Below are 18,653 nucleotides of genomic sequence, written 5' to 3'. Positions count from 1 at the left end.
CGGAGAGCCATGGAATTTCTCCCGATGATCCTGCTGGTGTCGGCGTGCGTGGGTCTGACCGCGATCGCCCGTCATCGTGGTTGGCCCGCACCCCTGCTGGTGACCGGCGTCGCGCTGGCTGCCGCCGGCCTGCCGTGGATCCCCGAGTTCGAGATCGACTCCCACGTCATCCTGACCCTGGTCCTGCCACCGCTGCTCTATTCAGCCGCCCTGGATGTCTCGCTGCTCAACTTCACCCGCAGCCGCAAGCACATCAGTCGCCTCGGCGTGGGCCTGGTCGCCGTCACCGCGGGGGTGGTCGGGCTGACGGCCTATTGGATGGTGCCCGACATGACGCTCCCTGCGGCGCTGCTGCTCGGCGCCATCGTGGCACCGCCGGACGCGGTGTCGGCTGCCGCGATCGGTCGGCGGCTCGGGCTCCCCCGCCACGTGATGACGGTGCTGTCCGGCGAGAGTCTGATCAACGATGCGGCCTCGCTGACCCTGTTCAAGGTCTTCCTGCTGGTCATCGGCGGGACGGCGCTGACCGTGTGGGACGACCTCGAGATCTTTGCCCTCGCCGTGGTCGTCGGGGTGGCGGTCGGACTGGTGCTCGGCGTCATCTTCCACTGGATCCGGATGCACGTCACCGACCCGGTCACCGAGACGATGCTGGGCCTGTTGGTGCCCTTCCTGGCCTACATCGGGGCCGAGGAGCTGAGTGGATCGGGGGTGCTGGCCGTGGTGGCGGCGGGCCTGTGGATCGGGTTCAACTCTCCCAAGACGGGGTATGCCGCTCGCCTCACCGAGCGTCCGGTGTGGTCAGCGATCGACCTGCTCCTGGAGGGTGTCGTCTTCGCGTTGATCGGCCTGCAGATGAAGCCGATCGCCGAGTCGTTGGCCGCCAGTGACCGGGGCGTTTGGAGCACCGTGCTGGTCGCTGTCGTGATCCTTGTTGTCGTCATCCTGATCCGGCCGGCGTTCATCTTCGGGACCTACTACGCCTCTCGCTCCCAGCAGGCCCGGCGGATGCGGGCGCGCGAGCGGCTCGAGGCGCGGGCCAGGTCCAGGGCCCGCAGTCGGGGACGCAACCGATTCGCTGGTCGGCGGGCGCTGCCCACCGCCCTGGTTGAGGAGCCCGCGATGAACTGGCGCGAGCTCACGGTGCTCTCCTGGACCAGCATGCGCGGGGTGGTCACCCTGGCTGCCGCGGCAGCCGTGCCGGTCATCACCGACTCCGGCCTCCCGGTGCCTGGTCACGACATCGTCGTCTTCGTCGCGTTCTTCGTGACCATCGGCACCCTGCTGCTCCAGGGGCTGACCCTGCCGCTGGTCATCAGGAGGCTGGAGGTGCGCGATCTCGGGCAGGACCAGCGTGACCGTCAGGAGGAGCGTGACCTGCTGACCATCACGATGACCGAGGGCATCGAGCACCTTGAGACCAACCGTGCGGAGCTGTCGGAGCGCTATGACCCCAAACTCATTGCCCTGCTGGTCAACTCGATGAATCTGCGGCTGGCCCGCCAGGAGGATGACGCGCGCACCGAGGAGGCGGAGGACCGCGGCCTCGACCTTGCGGCACAGCAGGCGCGGCTCGAGCTGCGCCGCAAGATGATCCGCCACCAGCGCGACATCCTGGTGCGCGAGCGCGACCGCGGGACCATCGACGAGGAGGTGATGCGCGATGTGCAGCGGGGCCTGGACGCCGAGGAACTCGCGCTGGACACCTCGCTGCTGCACTGGGACCGCGCCTGAGCCATTCCTGGCGGTGGCGCGTGGCCTGCCTTGATCGAGGCGACCCACGACATACGATCGAGGGCGATCCACCCGCACACCTGACCCCGCACGGAGGCCCTTAAAAGTATGGCGCGCCGCACCCCACCCGGACCGGACCTGTTCGATGTCGAGCAGAAGATCATCGACATCGACGTCCGGGACGAGATGCAGGGAGCCTTCCTGGAGTATGCCTACTCGGTGATCTACTCCCGGGCGCTGCCGGATGCCCGCGACGGGTTGAAGCCGGTGCAGCGCCGGATCCTGTTTGGGATGCACGAGATGGGGCTGCGCCCGGACAAGGCGCACGTCAAGAGCTCGCGCGTGGTCGGCGACGTGATGGGTAAGTACCACCCACACGGTGACACCGCGATCTATGACGCCCTGGTGCGCATGGCCCAGCCCTTCACGATGCGCCTGCCGCTCGTCGATGGGCACGGCAACTTCGGCTCGCTGGACGACGGGCCGGCCGCCAGCCGCTACACCGAGGCCCGCCCAGCACCTGCCGCGCTGCTGATGACGGGCAGCCTGGACGAGGAGACCGTCGCCTTCGTCCCCAACTATGACGACCAGCTGATGCAGCCGGACGTGCTGCCCGCAGCGTTCCCGAACCTGCTGGTCAACGGCGCCTCGGGCATTGCGGTCGGCATGGCGACCAACATGGCGCCGCACAATCTCGGCGAGGTCATCGGCGCCGCACGGCACCTGATCGCCCACCCGGACGCGAGCCTGGATGACCTGATGCGCTTCGTGCCCGGCCCCGACCTGCCCCAGGGCGGTCGGATCGTCGGACTGGACGGCATCCGCGACGCCTATGAGAGTGGCCGCGGATCCTTCCGCACCCGCGCCCTGGCCCGCATCGAGAACATCACCGCCCGCCGCAAGGGCATCGTGGTCACCGAGCTGCCCTATCTGGTCGGCGCGGAGAAGGTCATCGACAAGGTCAAGACCCTCGTGCAGTCCAAGAAGTTGCAGGGCATCAGCGCCATCAACGACCTGACCGACCGCACCAAGGGCCTGCACCTGGTCATCGAGATCAAGAACGGTTTCAACCCCGAGGCCGTCCTGGCCCAGCTCTACAAGCTCACCCCGATGGAGGAGAGCTTCGGCATCAACAACGTCGCCCTGGTCGAGGGGCAGCCGCGCACCCTCGGGCTGCGCGAGCTCCTCAAGGTCTATGTCGAGTTCCGCACCGACGTGGTGCGCCGGCGCACGGCCTATCGGCTGCGCCGCAAGGAGGAGCGCCTGCACCTGGTCGAGGGCCTGCTCATCGCCATCCTCGACATCGACGAGGTCATCCAGCTGATCCGCGCCGCCGATGACGTGGCGACCGCCCGCGAGCGGTTGATCCAGGTCTTCGACCTCTCCGAGCTGCAGGCCAACTACATCCTGGACCTGCAACTGCGCCGCCTGACCAAGTTTTCCCGCATCGAGCTGGAGACCGAGCGCGACGAGCTGCTGCGAGACATCGAGGCGCTCCGCGCGCTGCTCGAGGACCACCAGCTGCTGCTCAACCTGGTCTCCGACGAGCTCGCCGCGGTCGCCAAGGAGCACGGCACCCCACGGCGCACCGTCCTGCTGGAGTCCGACGGCGTGTCCGCCACCGCCGCAGCCTCCACCCCGCTGGAGGTCACCGACGACCCGTGCTGGGTGCTGCTCAGCTCCACCGGGCTGCTCGCACGCACCTCGACCGATGAGCCACTGGGCACCGGAGGGTCACGCCGCAAGCACGACGTCATCGTCTCGGCGGTGCGCACCACCGCCCGCGGGTCGGTCGGTCTGGTCACCTCGTCCGGCACGCTCGTGCGCATCAGCGCCCTCGAGCTGCCGACGCTGCCCCCGACCAACGGTGCACCGACACTCTCTGGCGGTGCTCCCCTGGCGGCCTTCGTCGACCTGCCGGCTGGCGCACTGCCACTGGCGCTCTGCTCGCTGGAGGACACAGGTCAGGGGCTGGCGCTCGGCACCCGCAACGGCATCGTCAAGCGGGTCAACCCGGACTATCCCGGCAACAAGGACGAGTTTGAGGTCATCTCCCTCAAGGACGGCGACCAGGTCGTCGGCGCGGTCGAGCTGACCACCGGCGAGGAGGAGCTGGTCTTCGTCACCAACGATGCTCAGCTGCTGCACTTCAGCGCCTCGGGCGTGCGCGCCCAGGGCCGCAGCGGTGGTGGCATCGCCGGCATCAAACTGGCCAAGGACGCTGCCGTGCAGGGCTTCTGGGCGGTCGATTCCTCGGCCGAGAACGTCGTGGTCACGGTCTCCGGGTCCTCGGGCGCGCTCCCCGGCACCCAGACCGGGTCGGTCAAGGTCACCCCATTCGAGGAATATCCCGCCAAGGGCCGCGCCACCGGCGGCGTGCGCTGCCACCGGTTCCTGCGCGGCGAGGACGCGCTGCTTCTGGGCTGGGCCGGTGCCGCTCCCCCGATGGCCGCGTCCGGCAACGGCGCTGCGGTCGAGCTGCCCGATGCCAACGGCAAGCGGGACGGGTCAGGCATCCCGGCGGCGGCCCCGATCACCGCGATCCACTAGGCCACCTGGCGCGGTGCCAGACTGCGTGAGGGCTAGAACGGCCACTCGTCGCTGTCGTGGCGCCGGATCCAGGACTCGATCCACGCACCCTCGGTCCACACCTGCTGGGGCTCATCGAGGAGGCGAAGGCTCCTGGGCACCAGCCCGTGACGGTCGCCGAACTGGGGCAGAACCTCCTGCGAGAAGCGCTCCGGGTGGTCACGCACGATGATCCAGGCACGCCTGTTCTTACCCCAGGCCCCGTCCCCGGTCCGAGCCTGCGCGACCAGCCAGCCGCCGGCATACTCCCGCTCGAAATAGCCCTCCAGCGTCGACTCATCGCCGGGCTTCTCGGCGGTGACCAGTGGCGCCTCGTCTGGCGCGCCGATCATGGTCCGCTCGGGCTCAAAGTCCTGATCGTTCTGCTCATGGAGGCGCTTCAACTCATCGGCAGGCAGCTGCACGGTGAACGGATAGACCGTCCGCTCCTCCGAGGCCGTCGTCTCGAACGCACCCTCCTTCAGGATCAGGAACCGCTCCCGCAGAGCCGTGGCCGGCGTCATCCGCAACGAGTGCTCCCGGGGGCGGAGCAGGACCAGGTGGTCGTTGGCAATCCTCGCGATGCGGGCGAGGGCACGCTGCCCGGCAAAGAACAGCCAGCCGACCAGGCCCAGCCCCACCCCGACCAGCAGTGGCACAACAGCGATCTCCCCGTCCGCCGCCATCCACAGCACGACGGCGAGCGTCAGGGCGGCCACGATCCAGCAGATGACCGCCGGGCCGATCAGCCAACCCCGGAACCCGTTGAACGGCTCGACGACCGGCAGCCCGCGCGTCACCTGACCGGGGCGGTCTGCGGCCCAGCGGACGGCATGGCGTGCCTCACCGAGGGCGATCACGTGCCGCCAACTCGCCGTCACCCAGACCAGGACCACGGCCACGGCAAACAGGATGAGCAGGGGCACGACCAGCACTGCGCCGCTGCCTCCCAGCCGGTCGGCCAGTTCCTCGAAGATCAGATCGGAGTCCCCGGTGTCGGAGAGGATGATCGCGGCAGCAACGAGGAGGATGGCCGCCACGACGAAGAGTGTCCAGGCGACCACCCGCGCCCGCGTCAGCACGGTGCCGAGCCGCTCCACCCGCAAGCCGCCGGGGTGGTCGTTGCGTCGGGCCGCGAGGAGGTCCAAGCCGTCCTGCACGCTCTCGGACGTCACGACGGGGTGGTTGGCCAGCAACCGGGTGCCCGCGTCGTCGGCCCCCTGGGCTCCGAGCAGGGCATCCATCGGCTCGGCTCCCAGCCAGCGGCGCAGCCGGAGCGCTGCGCGGCGGCGCTGTCCGTCCGTGACCCCGGCACTGTCCTGCGTGGCTCGGTCCTGCGCGTCGTCCGACACCTCGTTCACCCAGCCTCGTCTGCGTGGGCTCGGACCCAGTCACGGATCCAGAACTGATCAGCGGGCACCTGTTCCGGCGCCTGGGCGCTCAGGCTGTCGGGCATCAACCCGTGGCGCTCATCAAACAGCGGCAGCACGTCCTGAGTGATCCTGTCGTACATCAACATCCTCCCGTGGTGCGTCCGATGACATCCTGCCGTGTCATCGGACGCGCCCGGGTCCGCGGATGGTTCCGCAGGTTCATCGACGCGACGGTTGTAGACGAATATGTCTACACGGGCTACCGTTGCTCCATGACCGATCGAGGCGGTCGTCACGAACAATCCCTCCTTCAGGGTGGCCAGAACCGCTTCCGCTGACCCCAGCCGATCCGTCCCCTCCTCGAAGATCCTGTCTGAGTCCAGACCCGGACAGGATGATGGCTGTCATTGCGTGAGCGCCTTGGCGGCAAGCGCAGCCACGGCACGTCGCTGATCCTGGGTCAGATCGAGTCAGCCACGGGCCTTCACCCAGTCCTTGATCCAGAACTCGTCCTCGGGCAGCTGCTCTGGGGGCACGAGTGTGACGCTGCCCTTCTCGAGCCCGAAGTGATCCTCGAAGAGCGGAAGCACCTCCTGGGCGAACCGCTCGGGGCGATCCCGCACCATCAGCCAGGCAGGCCGACCGAAGTCCAGGGTGCGGCCGCTCGCGACGAGCCAGCCCCCGGCATACTCCCGCTGCCAGTGGCGGTCGTCGTGGTGCTCGTGGTTTGTGGTCTCCCGGGTCACGAGCGGGGCCGTGCCCGACGGACTGATGACCTCGGTGTAGCCATCAACGGCCCCCCTCTCGCGTCGTGTGCGCAAGTCCTCCTCTGACAGCCGGGTCGTCAGGGGGTATGCCGTGAACTCCTCAGCCGCATACGTCACGACCATCGGGTCGGAAACCACCAGGACCGACTCGGCCACAGAGGTGGCCACGTCGAGCGGCAGACCCCGCTCGCGCTTGCCCAGCACATAGAGGTGCCTGTCGGCGACGGCCGCCGCCCGGGCGACGGCCCGCCCGGCCCGCGCGGAGAGGAAACCCACGAGACACAGCGCTGCCGCGGCCACCAGCGGGCCCCAGACTGCGAAGTCCCCCTCACCCATGAGCCAGATGCCGAAGATCCCAGTGAACCCGCCGACGCCCCAGCCGATGATCGAGACTGCCACAAACCAGCCCAGGAGCCTGCTGATCGGCTCCTGCGTCGGCAGCCCCCGCTGAGCCTGCCCCGGTCTGGCTGCGGCCCACCTCGCCACGGCACGCGCGTCGATCACCTTGGCAACGGACCCGAGGAAGCCACCAACGACTACCAGCAGGAGACCAGCCCCACCCAGCACGCCGAGGACTGGCAGCAAGATTCCGCCCAGCATCCCCGGCAGCGCTTCGAACGCGTCGTCGTGCTCCGTGCCGACCATGCCCACGACGAGCCCGGCCACCAGACCCACGAAGGCCAAGATCACCGCCAGACCCCCGACCCGGCGACACAACCTGCCCCAGTGCTCTGCCGCACTCTCAGGGAGGTCGGCGCGCTCAAACTCCAGCAGGTCCCAACCGTCCTCGACGGAGTCGGTGGTCACCGCCGGAGTGTTCTCCAGCAGCAACTGGGTCGCCGCGTCCTCGCCGCTCGCCCCCAGCAGCGCGTCGATCTCGGCAGCACCCAGCCACCGCCGCACCCGAGAGGCGGCATGCTGTCGCTGGGTCGGGTTCATCGGGCTGCGATAGCCGGACTCGGTCATCCTCATCCCCTCAGGTCGATCCGGTCGATCGACTATTCTGCCTGAGCGGTCCGCTGGTCCGGTCTCTCAGTCCTGGATCGGGCCCGAGACACTCATGCGCATCAGTGTCGGCCCAGCATCGAGGCCAGGTCGGCGCCGGCGGGCAGCACTCCAAACTGCGCGCCACGGTCCTCCCCCAGTCGGGCCGCGACAAAGGCCTCGGAGCTGTATGCCGGGGCATGCCTGATCATCAAACTCGCCTGGAGCGCCAGGGCCAGAGTTTCGGTGAGCCGGCGTGCGCCGGCCTGGAGACCGGCGAGGTCCTGTCCCTGTGCAGCGCCCAGCTGCGCGCGCAGTCGCGCCAGGTGGCGGTCGTAGTCGCGGTGGGTCCCCTCGGCGAGCGCGAGCTCGGCCAGTAATGCCTCGACGGTCTCCGGCTCTCGGCCCATCGCCCGCAGGACATCGAGGGCGATGACGTTGCCCGAGCCCTCCCAGACCGCCATCACCGGCTGCTCGCGATAACGCATCGCCAGCGGGAAGTCCTCGGTGTAGCCGTTGCCACCCAGACACTCCAACGCCTCATAGGCGTGATGCGGACCGCGCTTGCAGATCCAGTATTTCGACACGGCCGTGGCCAGTCGACGGAAGGCGATCTCCTGGTCGGAGGCGTCGTCCTCGTGCGCCTGGGCCAGCCGCAGCGAGGTGAGCGTCGCAGCCTCGGCCTCCAGCGCCAGGTCGGCCACAACGGCGGTCATCGCCGGCTGGTCGATGAGCGTCGCACCGAAGGCCGAGCGGTGGCGCACGTGCCACAGCGCCTCGGCCACGGACTGCCGCATCCCCGCCGTGCTGCCCAGCACACAGTCCAGTCGGGTGCGCGCCACCATCTCGATGATGGTGCGGACGCCGCGGCCGGGCTCGCCCACCAGGTGCCCGACGGTGCCGTCAAACTCGACCTCGCTGGAGGCGTTGGACTTGTTGCCGAGTTTGTCCTTGAGCCGCTGGATCGCGAAGACGTTGCGGGTGCCGTCCTCGAGCACGCGCGGCACCAGCAGGCAGCTCAGTCCCTCCTCGGTCCCCGAGCGCGAGGTCTGTGCGAGGACCAGGAAGGCGTCCGACATCGGGGCTGAGCAGAACCACTTGTGCCCCGTCAGCAGATAGTCCCCTCCCCCGACCTGTTCACCGCGCGTGGTGTTGGCGCGCACGTCCGAGCCGCCCTGCTTCTCGGTCATCGCCATGCCGAACAGCGCTCCGGGTTTGTCTCCCGGAGCACGGAGTATGCCGTCATAGCCGGTCCCGTAGACCCGTGGCAGCCAGCGGTCGGCCAGCTCCGGGGTGGCCCGCAGGGCGGGCACGGCCGAGTGCGTCATGGAGATCGGGCAGGCATGGCCCGGCTCGACCTGCGCGAACAGCATGAACGTCGCGGCCCGGGCGACGTGCGCGCCGGCTCGCGGGGTCGCCCAGGCGCTGGTGTGGGCGCCGTGGGCGACGGCGTCACCGATGATCCGGTGGTAAGCCGGGTGGTAGTCGACCTGATCGATCCGCTGGCCCCAGCGGTCGTGGGTGCGCAGCACGGGCGGGCTGGTGTGGGCGGTCCGGGCGTCCTGCTGGAAGGACGACGAGCCGACCAGGGCACCCACTGTGTCCAGCTGCAAGACAGCCCAACTGGCACCGAAGGTGGAGACGCCCTCGGCCAGCACCTGGTTGCCGGTGAACTCGTTCACGTCGACCCTGGGCGGCGCCTGGTTCGTCACCGCGTGCGTGCCGGCGCGAGGTTGCGGGTGAGTGATGTGGGCGTCCTTGCTCGGTGTCATGGTCCCAGTGTGGCCAACCAGGCCTCGGTCTGCGAGGAGCTGCGCAGGTGCAGCACCTCCGGTGGCTCCCGATCCGGTGCACGGCCTCCGGCGGCAGCCCGCTCCAGCACGCTGCTCGGGTCACTGACCCACTGGTGGATCCGCTCTTGCTTGCGGCGCCAGCTGCGGAAGTGCCACACGATAATCGAGTCGCGGGAGAGCATCTGGCGCCAGGTCTCGGTGTTGCCGTTGCACATCTCCTGACGCGTGACCGCGCGGCTCACGGTGCGGCGCACCAGTCGCTGCAGCGAGAACCTCCGTCGCGGGCCGGTCAGATTCACCAGGTCATGGTGCCACGCGCGCGGTCACCGCAGGCGACCACGGGTCAGGCCGAGGAGGAGGAGAACGCACGCCACGGCATACAGCACGCCGTAGGCCACGCGCCCACCCGGGGGCAGGAAGAAGTGCGGCAGGAAGAGCACCACCGCGGCCGTCAACGGCCAGACTGCCCACGCCGGGCCGGTGCCCGAGCGCCACCAGGTCATGGCGAGCAGCACCGCCGAGACAGCCAACAGCACCAGGCCGAGCCCGAACATCGTCATCGCCACTGGCTGATTCCTGATCGGCTCGACGAGGTCGAGGACCGCCGTGTTGCCTGCGACCGCCTGCTTGCCGATGACGTGCAGGGCGAAGGTCTCGGCACCGAAGTAGGGCAGCGCGAGCACGAGCCCGCCCAGCCCTAACGCGCGGGACAGCGAGCCGGCCACACCCGGGACGAGATCGGCCAGGCGCAGGGCCAGCCACGCATAGGAGGCCAGCGTCAGGGCACCGGCGACGTGGGCCACCACCCACCAAATGCTCGCGAAGGCGTCCGCAGCCTCGGGTGTCGTGGCCCCACTGGCGTCGCCATAGGGCCGGGCGAGCAGATAGATCAGCATCAGCGCTCCGGTGCCCACGGTCGGTGCGATGAGCCGGTCACGGCCGCGGCGCTCCGCTGGCCGGTCGATCGCGGGTTGGGTCTGGGTGGCAATCATCGGACATCCCCTCGCATAGTGAGAGCACTGCTCTCCTCCTGGAGATGATGTTAGTCCCGAGTGCCGTTGTGTGGCAACGGGTTTTCAGTCACCTGCGCGAAGCGGTGCATGTGACACTTCTTCTGGTGGAGATGTGACAGATATCCCTGTCGCTCAGGGCCACTCGGTCTTTAGGCTGATGCTCGTGGGGAAATCACTGACGAAGAGGACTGGGACATGACGCAGACAGCAGTGCAGCCAACAGCAACAGGGGGCCAAGAGTTTGTCCTCGTCGTGGACAGCCTGGTTAGGCGCTTCGGAGACCTGACCGCGGTCGACGGCGTGTCGTTCACGGTGGCGCCCGGTGAGACCTATGGATTGCTGGGGCCGAACGGCGCGGGCAAGACGACCACGATCTCGATGGTCGCCGGCCTCCTCGAGGCCGATGAGGGCAGCGTGACCGTCATGGGCCAGCAGATGGGGCCCAAGAAGGTGGCACCCAAGCGTCACCTCGGACTGGTGCCGCAGGACCTGGCGATCTATCCCGACCTGAGCGCCCGAGAGAACCTCAACTTCTTTGGCAAGTTGCAGGGGCTGACCGGCGGGGAGCTGAAGTCCCGCGTCGGCCAGGTGCTCGAGCTCACCGGGCTCACCGACCGCGCCAAGGGCCCGACCAAGGACTTCTCCGGCGGCATGAAGCGCCGACTCAACATCGGCATCGGGCTGCTCCACAAACCCACCCTGCTGATCCTGGATGAGCCGACCGTGGGCGTTGACCCGCAGTCGCGCAACGCCATCCTGGAGTCGGTGGAAGCACTGGCCGACGAGGGCATGGCCGTGATCTACACAACGCACTACATGGAGGAGGCCGAGCGGCTCTGTGACCGGATCGGCATCATCGACTCCGGCACGCTGCAGGCTGAGGGCACTCGCGATGAGTTGATCCGGCTCACCGGCGGCGTCGACAACATCGAGCTGAGCGGCTCCGGAGACACCACGACCGCCGCGGAGGCGCTGCTCAGACTCGACTCGGTCGCTCAGGCCAACCCCGAGCGCGGGCACCTCCAGCTCACGGTGCACGACGCACCCACTGCGGTCGCCCAGATCGTCACCACCGCCACCTCCTCGGGCATGCAGTTGAGCGATGTGCAGATCAGCCGACCCAACCTCGAGTCGGTCTTCCTGCACCTCACCGGCAAAGCGCTGCGGGACTGACCATGAGACAACTCTTCACACTGCTCAAGACCGACCTGGTCCAACGCTTGCGAGACAAGTCGGTCATCATCTTTGCCGTCGTCGTGCCGCTGGCACTGATGGGGGCCATGAACCTGGTCATGGGCGACGCCATGGACATGGACCTGGACACCGCGACCGTCGCCGTCTCCGCCCCGGAGGGCGACCAGCTCGCCGCGGCCCTCGTGCAGACCCTGCCCGAGATCGGCCTCGACGTCGAGGTGACCGAGACCTCCGCCGCCGACGTGCAGGCGCGCGCCGAGTCCGGTGACGCCAAACTTGGCCTGGTGATCCCCGAGGGGTTCTCCACCGCGCTGATGGCCGGTGAGCCGGTCGAGGTCGAGGCCATCGAGGGTGATGGCTCCGGCATCGAGACCGGCGTCGTGCTCTCGGTGGTGCAGGGCTTCCTGGACCGTGCGGGTGCCAGCGCGGTGACCACGACCGCCGGTGCTGCCCTGGGGCTGCCCGCAGCAGACCTCGGCGGACTGGCACAGCAGGTGGCCACCGGTGAGTCGGCGATCACGCTGGCTCAGGGGCAGGCCTCCGACCAGCAACTGGACCCCAAGGGTGCACTGGTTGCCGGTCAGGCCGGGCTGTTCCTGATGTTCACCGTCAGCTTCGGTGTGCTCGGCCTGCTCGCTGAGCGTGAGTTCGGCACGCTGGCGCGGCTGCGCTCGATGCCGATGAACCCGATGCTGGTGACGTTGTCAAAGGTGCTCAGCAGCTTCTGCCTCGGCGTCGTCGCCACCTCCATCCTGCTCGCAGCGGGCAGCATGCTCTTCGGTGTCGACTTCGGCTCACCGCTGCCGATCGCAGTGCTCATCATCAGTGCCGTGATCGCGACCACATCGCTGACCTTCATCGTGATCAAGCTGGCGAAGACCACCGAGCAGGCCACCGTCATCCAGACCATCCTGGCCATGGTGCTCGGCATCGCCGGTGGCGCCTTCTTCCCGATGAGCGGGACCGGGCTGCTCGGCACGATCCTCGACCTCAACCCGGTGGGCGCGATGATCCGCGGGCTGGGGATCACCAGTGGGGGCGGCGGCCTGGCTGACATCGGCACGCCTGTCCTGATCATGCTCGGGTTTGCGGCGGTGGCACTCGTCATTGCCCGGATCCTGCCGGACCGGGGGGCGATGGCATGAGGTCCGCACTCGCCATTGCAGGCGTCGAGCTCCGACGCTTCGTCAAGGACAAGGGCAACATCTTCTTCACCTTCATCTTCCCGCTGATCCTGGTCTTCGTCCTGGGCTCGCAGTTCGGCGGCTCGGGCAACTCGGGAAGCGTGACCATCAGCGGCCCGGACAGCGACTTGCGCACCGCCGTGGCAGAGCAACTTGAGCAGGGCGACGTCTCGGTCTCGTATGCCGACCACGACGCCATGCTCGAGCAGGTCGCCCGAGGACGGACCGACGCCGGCCTCGTGGTCGACGAGGAGGCCGCGGCAGCCAACGCTGCGGGTGACCCCGTCGAGCTGGAGATCATTGCCGGCAACGCCTCGACGAGCACGGCCGCGCAGCAACGCGTCCAGGTCGCCGTCGGGAACCTTGACCTCCGACAGATCCAGGTCAGTGCACTCGAGGGCGCCGGAGCCACAGCCGACGAGGCGAACCAGGCACTCGACGCCGCAGCAGGCCAGGTGGCCACGCCGAAACTTCAGGTCACCAGCGTCGATGAGCTGGCCCAGGAGTTCCAGGGACTGGGCCAGTTTGACCTCGGGGCCTCCTCACAGCTGCTGCTGTTCACCTTCCTGACGTCGTTGGCCGGGTCCTCGACCCTGATCAACGCGCGACGTCAAGGGGTGATGGGCCGCACGTTGGCCTCGCCGGTCAGCACCCTGTCGGCCATCGCCGGGCAGTCCCTCGGGCGCTGGGTGATCGCCTTCTTCCAAGGTGGCTACATTATGCTGGCGACCTGGCTGATGTTCGGTGTGGATTGGGGCAACATCGGGTTGTCACTGCTGGTGCTGGCGGTGTTTGCGCTGGTCGCGGCCGGCGCGGCCATGGTGCTGGGGTCGATCCTGGACAACGAGGGCGCGGCCGTCGGTGCCGGCGTCGGACTCGGCCTCGTGCTGGCCGCGATCGGTGGCGGGATGATGCCCCTGGAGATCTTCCCCGAGACCATGCGCACCATCGCCCACATCACGCCGCACGCGTGGGGCTATGACGCCTTTGCCGCCATCCAGCGCAACAACGGCAGTCTCGTCGACATCCTCCCGCAGTTGGGTGTGTTGCTCGCGATGGCCGCTGGCGTCCTGCTCCTGGGGACGTGGCTGCTGCGCCGCAGCATGGCGCGCTCCCTCTGAGCACACCACGGCACGGCAACGAGCCCGCGGACCGGTCCACCGGTCCGCGGGCTCGCCCGCACTCCCCTGCCCCATTCCTCAGGAGACCTTCAGGTGCGACTCAGCCAGACGGCATACGGTGATCATGTGGACCCTGCAAAGATGCCCGCCAGCAATCAACTGAGCCAACTCGGCGCCTCGGGTGACCTCGCTCGGGTGCGCGCCGACTTCACCCGCTTCATGATGGAGTACAAGTTCGGCATGGACGAGGTCGAGACGAAGATCTCGATCCTGCAGGAGGAGTTCACCCACCTGCACGACTACAACCCGATCGAGCACGTGCTGACCCGGCTGAAGACGCCGGAGTCGATCCTGGAGAAGATCCGGCGCCGCGGCCTGGACCCGTCCTTTGAGGCGATCCGGGACAACATCACCGACATCGCCGGCGTGCGGGTGGCCTGCAGTTTCGTGCGGGACGTCTACAACGTCTACGACATGCTGATCTCGCAACCCGATGTCGAGGTGCTGCAGGTCAAGGACTACATCGACAACCCCAAGCCCAACGGTTATCGGAGCCTGCACGGGCTGATCCGGGTGCCCGTGCACCTCTCGGACCGGATCGTGCCGGTCACCGTCGAGCTGCAGCTGCGCACCGTCGCGATGGACTTCTGGGCCAGCCTGGAGCACAAGATCTATTACAAGTATCGCGACTCCGTGCCCGAGGACCTGCTGGTGCAACTCCAGGACGCCGCCAAGACCGCCGCTGACCTGGACGAACGGATGGGTGCGCTGCACCTGCAGACCCATGGCGAGTTCGCTGGTCCATCACCCGCCGGGCCGACCGACGACGTCGTCCGGCAACTGCATGAGCTCCGGGAGTCACGGATCAACAACCGCTTCGTCTGAGGCGTCTATACACAGATTTTACCTGTGGACAACGTTATGCGTGGCCGCCGCGGGTGAGACTGTCTGGCACGACCGGCTCGTGGGGATCTGCGGGCGTGCCGACTGAGGAGGCCACTCCTTGAAGACGATGACGTTGACGCTGATTGCTGCAGGCGCCCTCCTGGCTGGATGCAGCGGCGAGGCTGAACCCGCTGATCCACCGACGGGCGAGGACGCGCTGACGAGCGAGACCGCCCCCACAACAGACGCCGCCCCGACGACGGAGGCGCCGCCGGACGATGTGGTGGAGACCTCGTCTCCCCCGGATGTGGTCGAGACGACCGAGGTTGCTGGGCCGCCTGAGTTGCCCGACGAGGCGACCGAGGACTCCGAGGCTGGAGCTGCTGCGTTTGCCGAGCACTACTTGAACTCACTCAACTACTCGACGTCAACTTCCACTCCTGGGCTGCTGGATAACTTGGCTGATCCCGATTGCCAAACGTGTCAGAATTTCCAGGAACTTGTTGATAGCTACACAAGCAACGAGCATCACAGCGATGGTCCAGTAATCACGTTCGATCCCTTAGAGGCTCGCTCCACCGGCGAGTCGATGGTAATTCTCGCAAGCGTTACACAGCCTGTCCCTGCCACACTCGACAAGGATGGGACTGTCGTCGAGGAGGGACTTGAACCTTCGTCTTTCGAGATGGCGATCCGACTTCATTGGGTTGACGACGGCTGGAAAATCCTCGAGATCCAAGCGGAGTGATCATGCTTCTAGCCGCAATGGTCGCAAGTGTCACTGCAGTAAGTTCTGGCTTAGGTGGCGGTCCCGCAACCGTTACTGTCCCACTCTGCAAAAAGCCTGTCATAAAAGAATGTATCATCGTCCCACCAGGGAAATATATTGGGTTGACACTCTCAGAAACGCGCGCACTCAGCCGTGCCTACCCACCCAAAACGGACCCGAAAAACCCAGATAAATGGTACGAGTACTCAGCCGTTATCAGATGCCCAGGGAATGATCCCCACTTCCCTGATCGAGTAAGTTGTGAGTTCGCCACAACCTACTGCGAAGAACGAGTTCCTGGGAGTTCGGGACCATACTCTGACGTATATCGTCGGACAGTGGAGGACTCTGGCGAAGTCGGAATCTTCGTGCTGGTGTTCCCGACGTGCTATCGATCGGAAGTTCCACCCAGGTCGGGCGAGGGCGGTCAAGAACTCACCGAGGAGATGATTCTCGAGCAGTTCCACCAGACCGATTTCGCTCTGCCCACGATGTCGATTGAGCCACCGGATGGCCGCACGCTCGTCAACCTGCCGGTCTTCTATGAACTCGTCTGGCCAGAGGATGGCTTCGAACCCGACGAGATCGACACCACCGAGATCATCGGTTACGAGGTGCGCATCCGTCCGGTCCTGGAGTCGGCGACCTACCACTTTGGCGACGGGAACTCGATCGGCCCGACCAGCTCGCTCGGTGGTCAACACCCAGACGGTGACATCACGCACGAATACTCGGGCGCGGCGACGGTCGAGCCGCACATCACGGTGGTCTACGGCGGCGACGTCAGCGTCGATGGTGGCGCGTGGACTGCCATCCCCGGCACCGCGACCATCGAAGGACCTCTTAATCCGCTTGAGGTCTTCACCTCGCGCAACCGCCTCTACGACTGACACCACAGACAACGAGACCGGCCCCGCACGCTGATCGCGTGCGGGGCCGGTCTCGTTGTCAGCAGCAGTCAGCTGCCGCCAGGGCTGAAATCAGCGGTTGCCCCGGTAGCCACCGGCGACGCGGTTGCCGCGCTCGCGGTCGAAGCCGCCGTTGCGGCGCTGCGGGCGACCGCGGTAGTTGCCACGACCCTGGGGACGCTTCGGGCGCAGCAGGCGGTCGAGCACCGACTGCGGGATCGCCTCGAAGGAAGGCTCACGGCCACCGGCGGTCTCCAGCACCGCGGAGTCCTGCGGAGTCACCTTGGTCGGGTTGGCGTCCACACCGGCGGCCTCGAGCATGCGCTGCACGCCCTTCTTCTGGTGCGGCAGTGCCAGGGTCACCACGCGACCGGTCTCCCCCGCACGCGCCGTGCGACCGGCACGGTGCAGGTAGTCCTTGTGATCTGCCGGCGGGTCCGCCTGGAGCACGAGGGACACCTCGTCAACGTGGATGCCACGCGCCGCGACGTCCGTGGCGACCAGGACCGGCAACTCGCCGGACTTGAACGCCTCGAGGACGCGGGTGCGCTGCGCCTGGTTGAGCCCACCGTGCAGGGCCGCGGCGAACACGCCGCACTCACGCAACTGCAGCGCAATGCGGTCGGCGCCCAGCTTGGTGCGCACGAAGACAATGGTCCGGCCCGTGCGGTTGGCGATCGCCGCGGTGATCGGCTTCTTGTGCTGCGGGTCGACCAGGAAGACGTGGTGCTCCATGGTGGACACGCTCGCGGTGGCGCTGTCCGTCTGGTGGGTCACCGGGTCCGAGAGGTACTTCTTGGCGACCTTGTCCACACCGTGGTCCAGCGTTGCCGAGAACAGCAGGCGCTGGCCATCGGCCGGGGTGAGGTCAAGGATCTCAGAGATCGCCTCGACGAAGCCCATCTCGGCCATGTGGTCGGCCTCGTCGAGCACCGTGATCTTGACCTCGGAGAGGTCAGCGGCACCGCGCTCGAGCAGGTCGGCGAGGCGACCCGGCGTGGCAACGAGCAGGTCAACGCCCTGCTCCAGGCTGCGCAGCTGCGGGGTGTAGGACATGCCGCCGGCCACCAACTGGTGGCGCAGTCGCATCGTCTGCAGCAGCGGACGCAGGGCCTCCATGATCTGCATCGCGAGCTCACGGGTCGGCGTCAGGATCAGCGCGTGCGGCTTGCGCGGCTTGGCGCGCTCGCCCTCTGCCAGGCGGTGCAGCGTCGGCAGGCCGAAGGCCAGCGTCTTGCCAGAACCGGTCTGACCCCGACCCAGCAGGTCACGACCAGCCAGGGCATCGGGGATGGTGGCGGCCTGGATTGGGAACGGCTTGACCAGCCCGAGCTGGGTGAGGCGCTCGACCAGCTGCTCGTTCAGCCCGAGGTCACCGAACTCGTTCGGGCCCTCGTGCACGGGCTTGGCCTGCTTCGGGGTCTCCTCGACACGGTGCTCCTGCACCGAGTGCGGGCGGTCCTCGGAGAAGTGCCGGTTGTCACGACGCTCGCGCCGCTCCCAGCTGTGGTTCTGACGGGCCTCGTCCGAGGTGTCCCGACGAGTCGGGCGGTCGTCGCGGTTCCACTCACGACGCTGCGGACGCTCACCGTTGAAGTCACGGCGCGGGCCACGGTCATCGCGGTTGTTCCACTCACGACGGGGACCACGGTCGTCACGGTCGAAGGACCGCTGCGGGCGGTCGTCACGGTTCCACTCGCGACGCTGCGGACGCTCACCGTTGAAGTCACGGCGCGGGCCACGGTCATCGCGGTTGTTCCACTCACGACGCTGCGGACGCTCACCGTTGAAGTCACGACGGGGACCACGGTCATCGCTGTTCCAGTCACGACGCTGGGGGCGCTCGTCACGGTTCCACTCACGACGCTGCGGACGCTCACCGTTGAAGTCACGGCGCGGGCCACGGTCATCGCGGTTGTTCCACTCACGACGCTGCGGACGCTCACCGTTGAAGTCACGACGGGGACCACGGTCATCGCTGTTCCAGTCACGACGCTGGGGGCGCTCGTCGCGGTTGAACTCGCGGCGCGGGCCACGGTCGTCCCGGTTGTTCCAGTCACGGCGACCACCGCGGTCGTCACGGTCGGACCGCTGCGGGCGCTCGTCGTAGCGCTTGCCACCCTGACCACCGCGACGGGGGCGGTCATCACGGTCGTTCCGGTCGGCATACGAGGTGCGGTCGTCGCGGCGCGAGGAGCGCGCGGACAACTCACGTGACTTGGCGGCGGCCTTTTTCTGGGCCGTCGTGTGGCGGGGCTTCTTCTTGTTGGAGGGCGCGGAAGCGCGCCCGATGGCCTTGGCCATGGCGAATCGCTCAATTCTGGTTAACTCGATGAGGTTGGACGCCTCATCGCTAACTT

General features: G+C 67.5%; 15 protein-coding genes. 8 read left to right on the top strand and 7 right to left on the bottom strand.

Translation table 11 applies throughout. The annotated features are described in order from the left end of the window. Nucleotides 1-9: 9 nt before the first annotated feature. Together NF556_RS08875 and NF556_RS08870 are read left to right on the top strand one after the other, a co-directional pair. A complete protein-coding gene (locus NF556_RS08875) occupies nt 10-1,734 on the top strand; it encodes a cation:proton antiporter (protein WP_252595276.1) in 1,725 nt (574 codons plus the stop codon). A gap of 108 nt (nt 1,735-1,842) precedes the next feature. After that, a complete protein-coding gene (locus NF556_RS08870; RefSeq protein WP_252595275.1) occupies nt 1,843-4,284 on the top strand; it encodes a DNA gyrase/topoisomerase IV subunit A in 2,442 nt (813 codons plus the stop codon). 32 nt (nt 4,285-4,316) lie between these two features. On the opposite strand, the gene NF556_RS08865 is transcribed toward NF556_RS08870, so the two are convergent. The 6 genes from NF556_RS08865 to NF556_RS08840 form a co-directional block, all read right to left on the bottom strand. Then, nucleotides 4,317-5,663, bottom strand: coding sequence for a hypothetical protein (locus tag NF556_RS08865; protein WP_252595274.1), 1,347 nt, complete (start codon nt 5,661-5,663; stop codon nt 4,317-4,319). Then, a complete protein-coding gene (locus NF556_RS08860) occupies nt 5,660-5,815 on the bottom strand; it encodes a hypothetical protein (RefSeq protein ID WP_252595273.1) in 156 nt (51 codons plus the stop codon). Before NF556_RS08860 ends, NF556_RS08865 begins: the two co-directional genes overlap by 4 nt. Before the next feature lie 330 nt (nt 5,816-6,145). Continuing rightward, complete coding sequence (locus NF556_RS08855) at nt 6,146-7,414, bottom strand: hypothetical protein (RefSeq protein WP_252595272.1); 1,269 nt, start codon at nt 7,412-7,414, stop codon at nt 6,146-6,148. 95 nt (nt 7,415-7,509) lie between these two features. Next, entirely contained in the window at nt 7,510-9,198 is a 1,689-nt protein-coding gene (locus NF556_RS08850; RefSeq protein WP_252595271.1) for an acyl-CoA dehydrogenase family protein, read from the bottom strand. Then, nucleotides 9,195-9,518, bottom strand: coding sequence for a hypothetical protein (locus NF556_RS08845; RefSeq protein WP_252595270.1), 324 nt, complete (start codon nt 9,516-9,518; stop codon nt 9,195-9,197). The genes NF556_RS08850 and NF556_RS08845 overlap by 4 nt, the downstream gene beginning before the upstream one ends. 24 nt (nt 9,519-9,542) lie before the next feature. Further along, nucleotides 9,543-10,211 carry a hypothetical protein gene (locus NF556_RS08840; RefSeq protein ID WP_252595269.1) on the bottom strand — a complete coding sequence of 223 codons (669 nt, stop codon included), beginning with the start codon at nt 10,209-10,211 and terminating at the stop codon, nt 9,543-9,545. A 216-nt stretch (nt 10,212-10,427) separates the two neighbouring features. Here NF556_RS08840 and NF556_RS08835 point away from each other — a divergent pair, with 216 nt between their 5' ends. The 6 genes from NF556_RS08835 to NF556_RS08810 all read left to right on the top strand — a co-directional run bounded on the left by NF556_RS08835 (nt 10,428) and on the right by NF556_RS08810 (nt 16,275). Further along, entirely contained in the window at nt 10,428-11,405 is a 978-nt protein-coding gene (locus NF556_RS08835) for an ABC transporter ATP-binding protein (protein WP_252595268.1), read from the top strand. Nucleotides 11,406-11,407: 2 nt separating this feature from the next. Next, a complete protein-coding gene (locus NF556_RS08830; RefSeq protein WP_252595267.1) occupies nt 11,408-12,571 on the top strand; it encodes an ABC transporter permease in 1,164 nt (387 codons plus the stop codon). Beyond that, a complete protein-coding gene (locus NF556_RS08825) occupies nt 12,568-13,731 on the top strand; it encodes an ABC transporter permease (protein WP_252595266.1) in 1,164 nt (387 codons plus the stop codon). Before NF556_RS08830 ends, NF556_RS08825 begins: the two co-directional genes overlap by 4 nt. 141 nt (nt 13,732-13,872) lie before the next feature. Then, entirely contained in the window at nt 13,873-14,616 is a 744-nt protein-coding gene (locus NF556_RS08820; protein WP_252595265.1) for a GTP pyrophosphokinase, read from the top strand. Between the two features lie 127 nt (nt 14,617-14,743). Then, nucleotides 14,744-15,364: a DUF6318 family protein gene (locus NF556_RS08815; RefSeq protein WP_252595759.1), complete on the top strand. Its 621-nt coding sequence runs from the start codon at nt 14,744-14,746 to the stop codon at nt 15,362-15,364. A gap of 467 nt (nt 15,365-15,831) precedes the next feature. Next, nucleotides 15,832-16,275, top strand: a complete 444-nt coding sequence (locus NF556_RS08810; protein WP_252595264.1) for a hypothetical protein — start codon at nt 15,832-15,834, stop codon at nt 16,273-16,275. A 90-nt stretch (nt 16,276-16,365) separates the two neighbouring features. On the opposite strand, the gene NF556_RS08805 is transcribed toward NF556_RS08810, so the two are convergent. Then, nucleotides 16,366-18,597, bottom strand: coding sequence for a DEAD/DEAH box helicase (locus tag NF556_RS08805; protein WP_252595263.1), 2,232 nt, complete (start codon nt 18,595-18,597; stop codon nt 16,366-16,368). Nucleotides 18,598-18,653: the final 56 nt, after the last annotated feature.

Source organism: Ornithinimicrobium faecis (assembly GCF_023923225.1).
GTDB lineage: Bacteria > Actinomycetota > Actinomycetes > Actinomycetales > Dermatophilaceae > Ornithinicoccus > Ornithinicoccus faecis.
This window is presented reverse-complemented; position numbering and strand designations above follow the sequence as displayed.

What these genes read in the sequence shown, in the direction of transcription:
- NF556_RS08875 (WP_252595276.1), top strand. Translation starts at nt 10, where the DNA reads ATGGAATTTCTCCCGATGATCCTGCTGGTGTCGGCGTGCGTGGGTCTG.
- NF556_RS08870 (WP_252595275.1), top strand. Translation starts at nt 1,843, where the DNA reads ATGGCGCGCCGCACCCCACCCGGACCGGACCTGTTCGATGTCGAGCAG.
- NF556_RS08860 (WP_252595273.1), bottom strand. Translation starts at nt 5,815, where the DNA reads ATGTACGACAGGATCACTCAGGACGTGCTGCCGCTGTTTGATGAGCGC.
- NF556_RS08855 (WP_252595272.1), bottom strand. Translation starts at nt 7,414, where the DNA reads ATGAGGATGACCGAGTCCGGCTATCGCAGCCCGATGAACCCGACCCAG.
- NF556_RS08850 (WP_252595271.1), bottom strand. Translation starts at nt 9,198, where the DNA reads ATGACACCGAGCAAGGACGCCCACATCACTCACCCGCAACCTCGCGCC.
- NF556_RS08840 (WP_252595269.1), bottom strand. Translation starts at nt 10,211, where the DNA reads ATGATTGCCACCCAGACCCAACCCGCGATCGACCGGCCAGCGGAGCGC.
- NF556_RS08835 (WP_252595268.1), top strand. Translation starts at nt 10,428, where the DNA reads ATGACGCAGACAGCAGTGCAGCCAACAGCAACAGGGGGCCAAGAGTTT.
- NF556_RS08830 (WP_252595267.1), top strand. Translation starts at nt 11,408, where the DNA reads ATGAGACAACTCTTCACACTGCTCAAGACCGACCTGGTCCAACGCTTG.
- NF556_RS08825 (WP_252595266.1), top strand. Translation starts at nt 12,568, where the DNA reads ATGAGGTCCGCACTCGCCATTGCAGGCGTCGAGCTCCGACGCTTCGTC.
- NF556_RS08820 (WP_252595265.1), top strand. Translation starts at nt 13,873, where the DNA reads ATGCCCGCCAGCAATCAACTGAGCCAACTCGGCGCCTCGGGTGACCTC.
- NF556_RS08815 (WP_252595759.1), top strand. Translation starts at nt 14,744, where the DNA reads ATGACGTTGACGCTGATTGCTGCAGGCGCCCTCCTGGCTGGATGCAGC.
- NF556_RS08810 (WP_252595264.1), top strand. Translation starts at nt 15,832, where the DNA reads ATGATTCTCGAGCAGTTCCACCAGACCGATTTCGCTCTGCCCACGATG.
- NF556_RS08805 (WP_252595263.1), bottom strand. Translation starts at nt 18,597, where the DNA reads ATGGCCAAGGCCATCGGGCGCGCTTCCGCGCCCTCCAACAAGAAGAAG.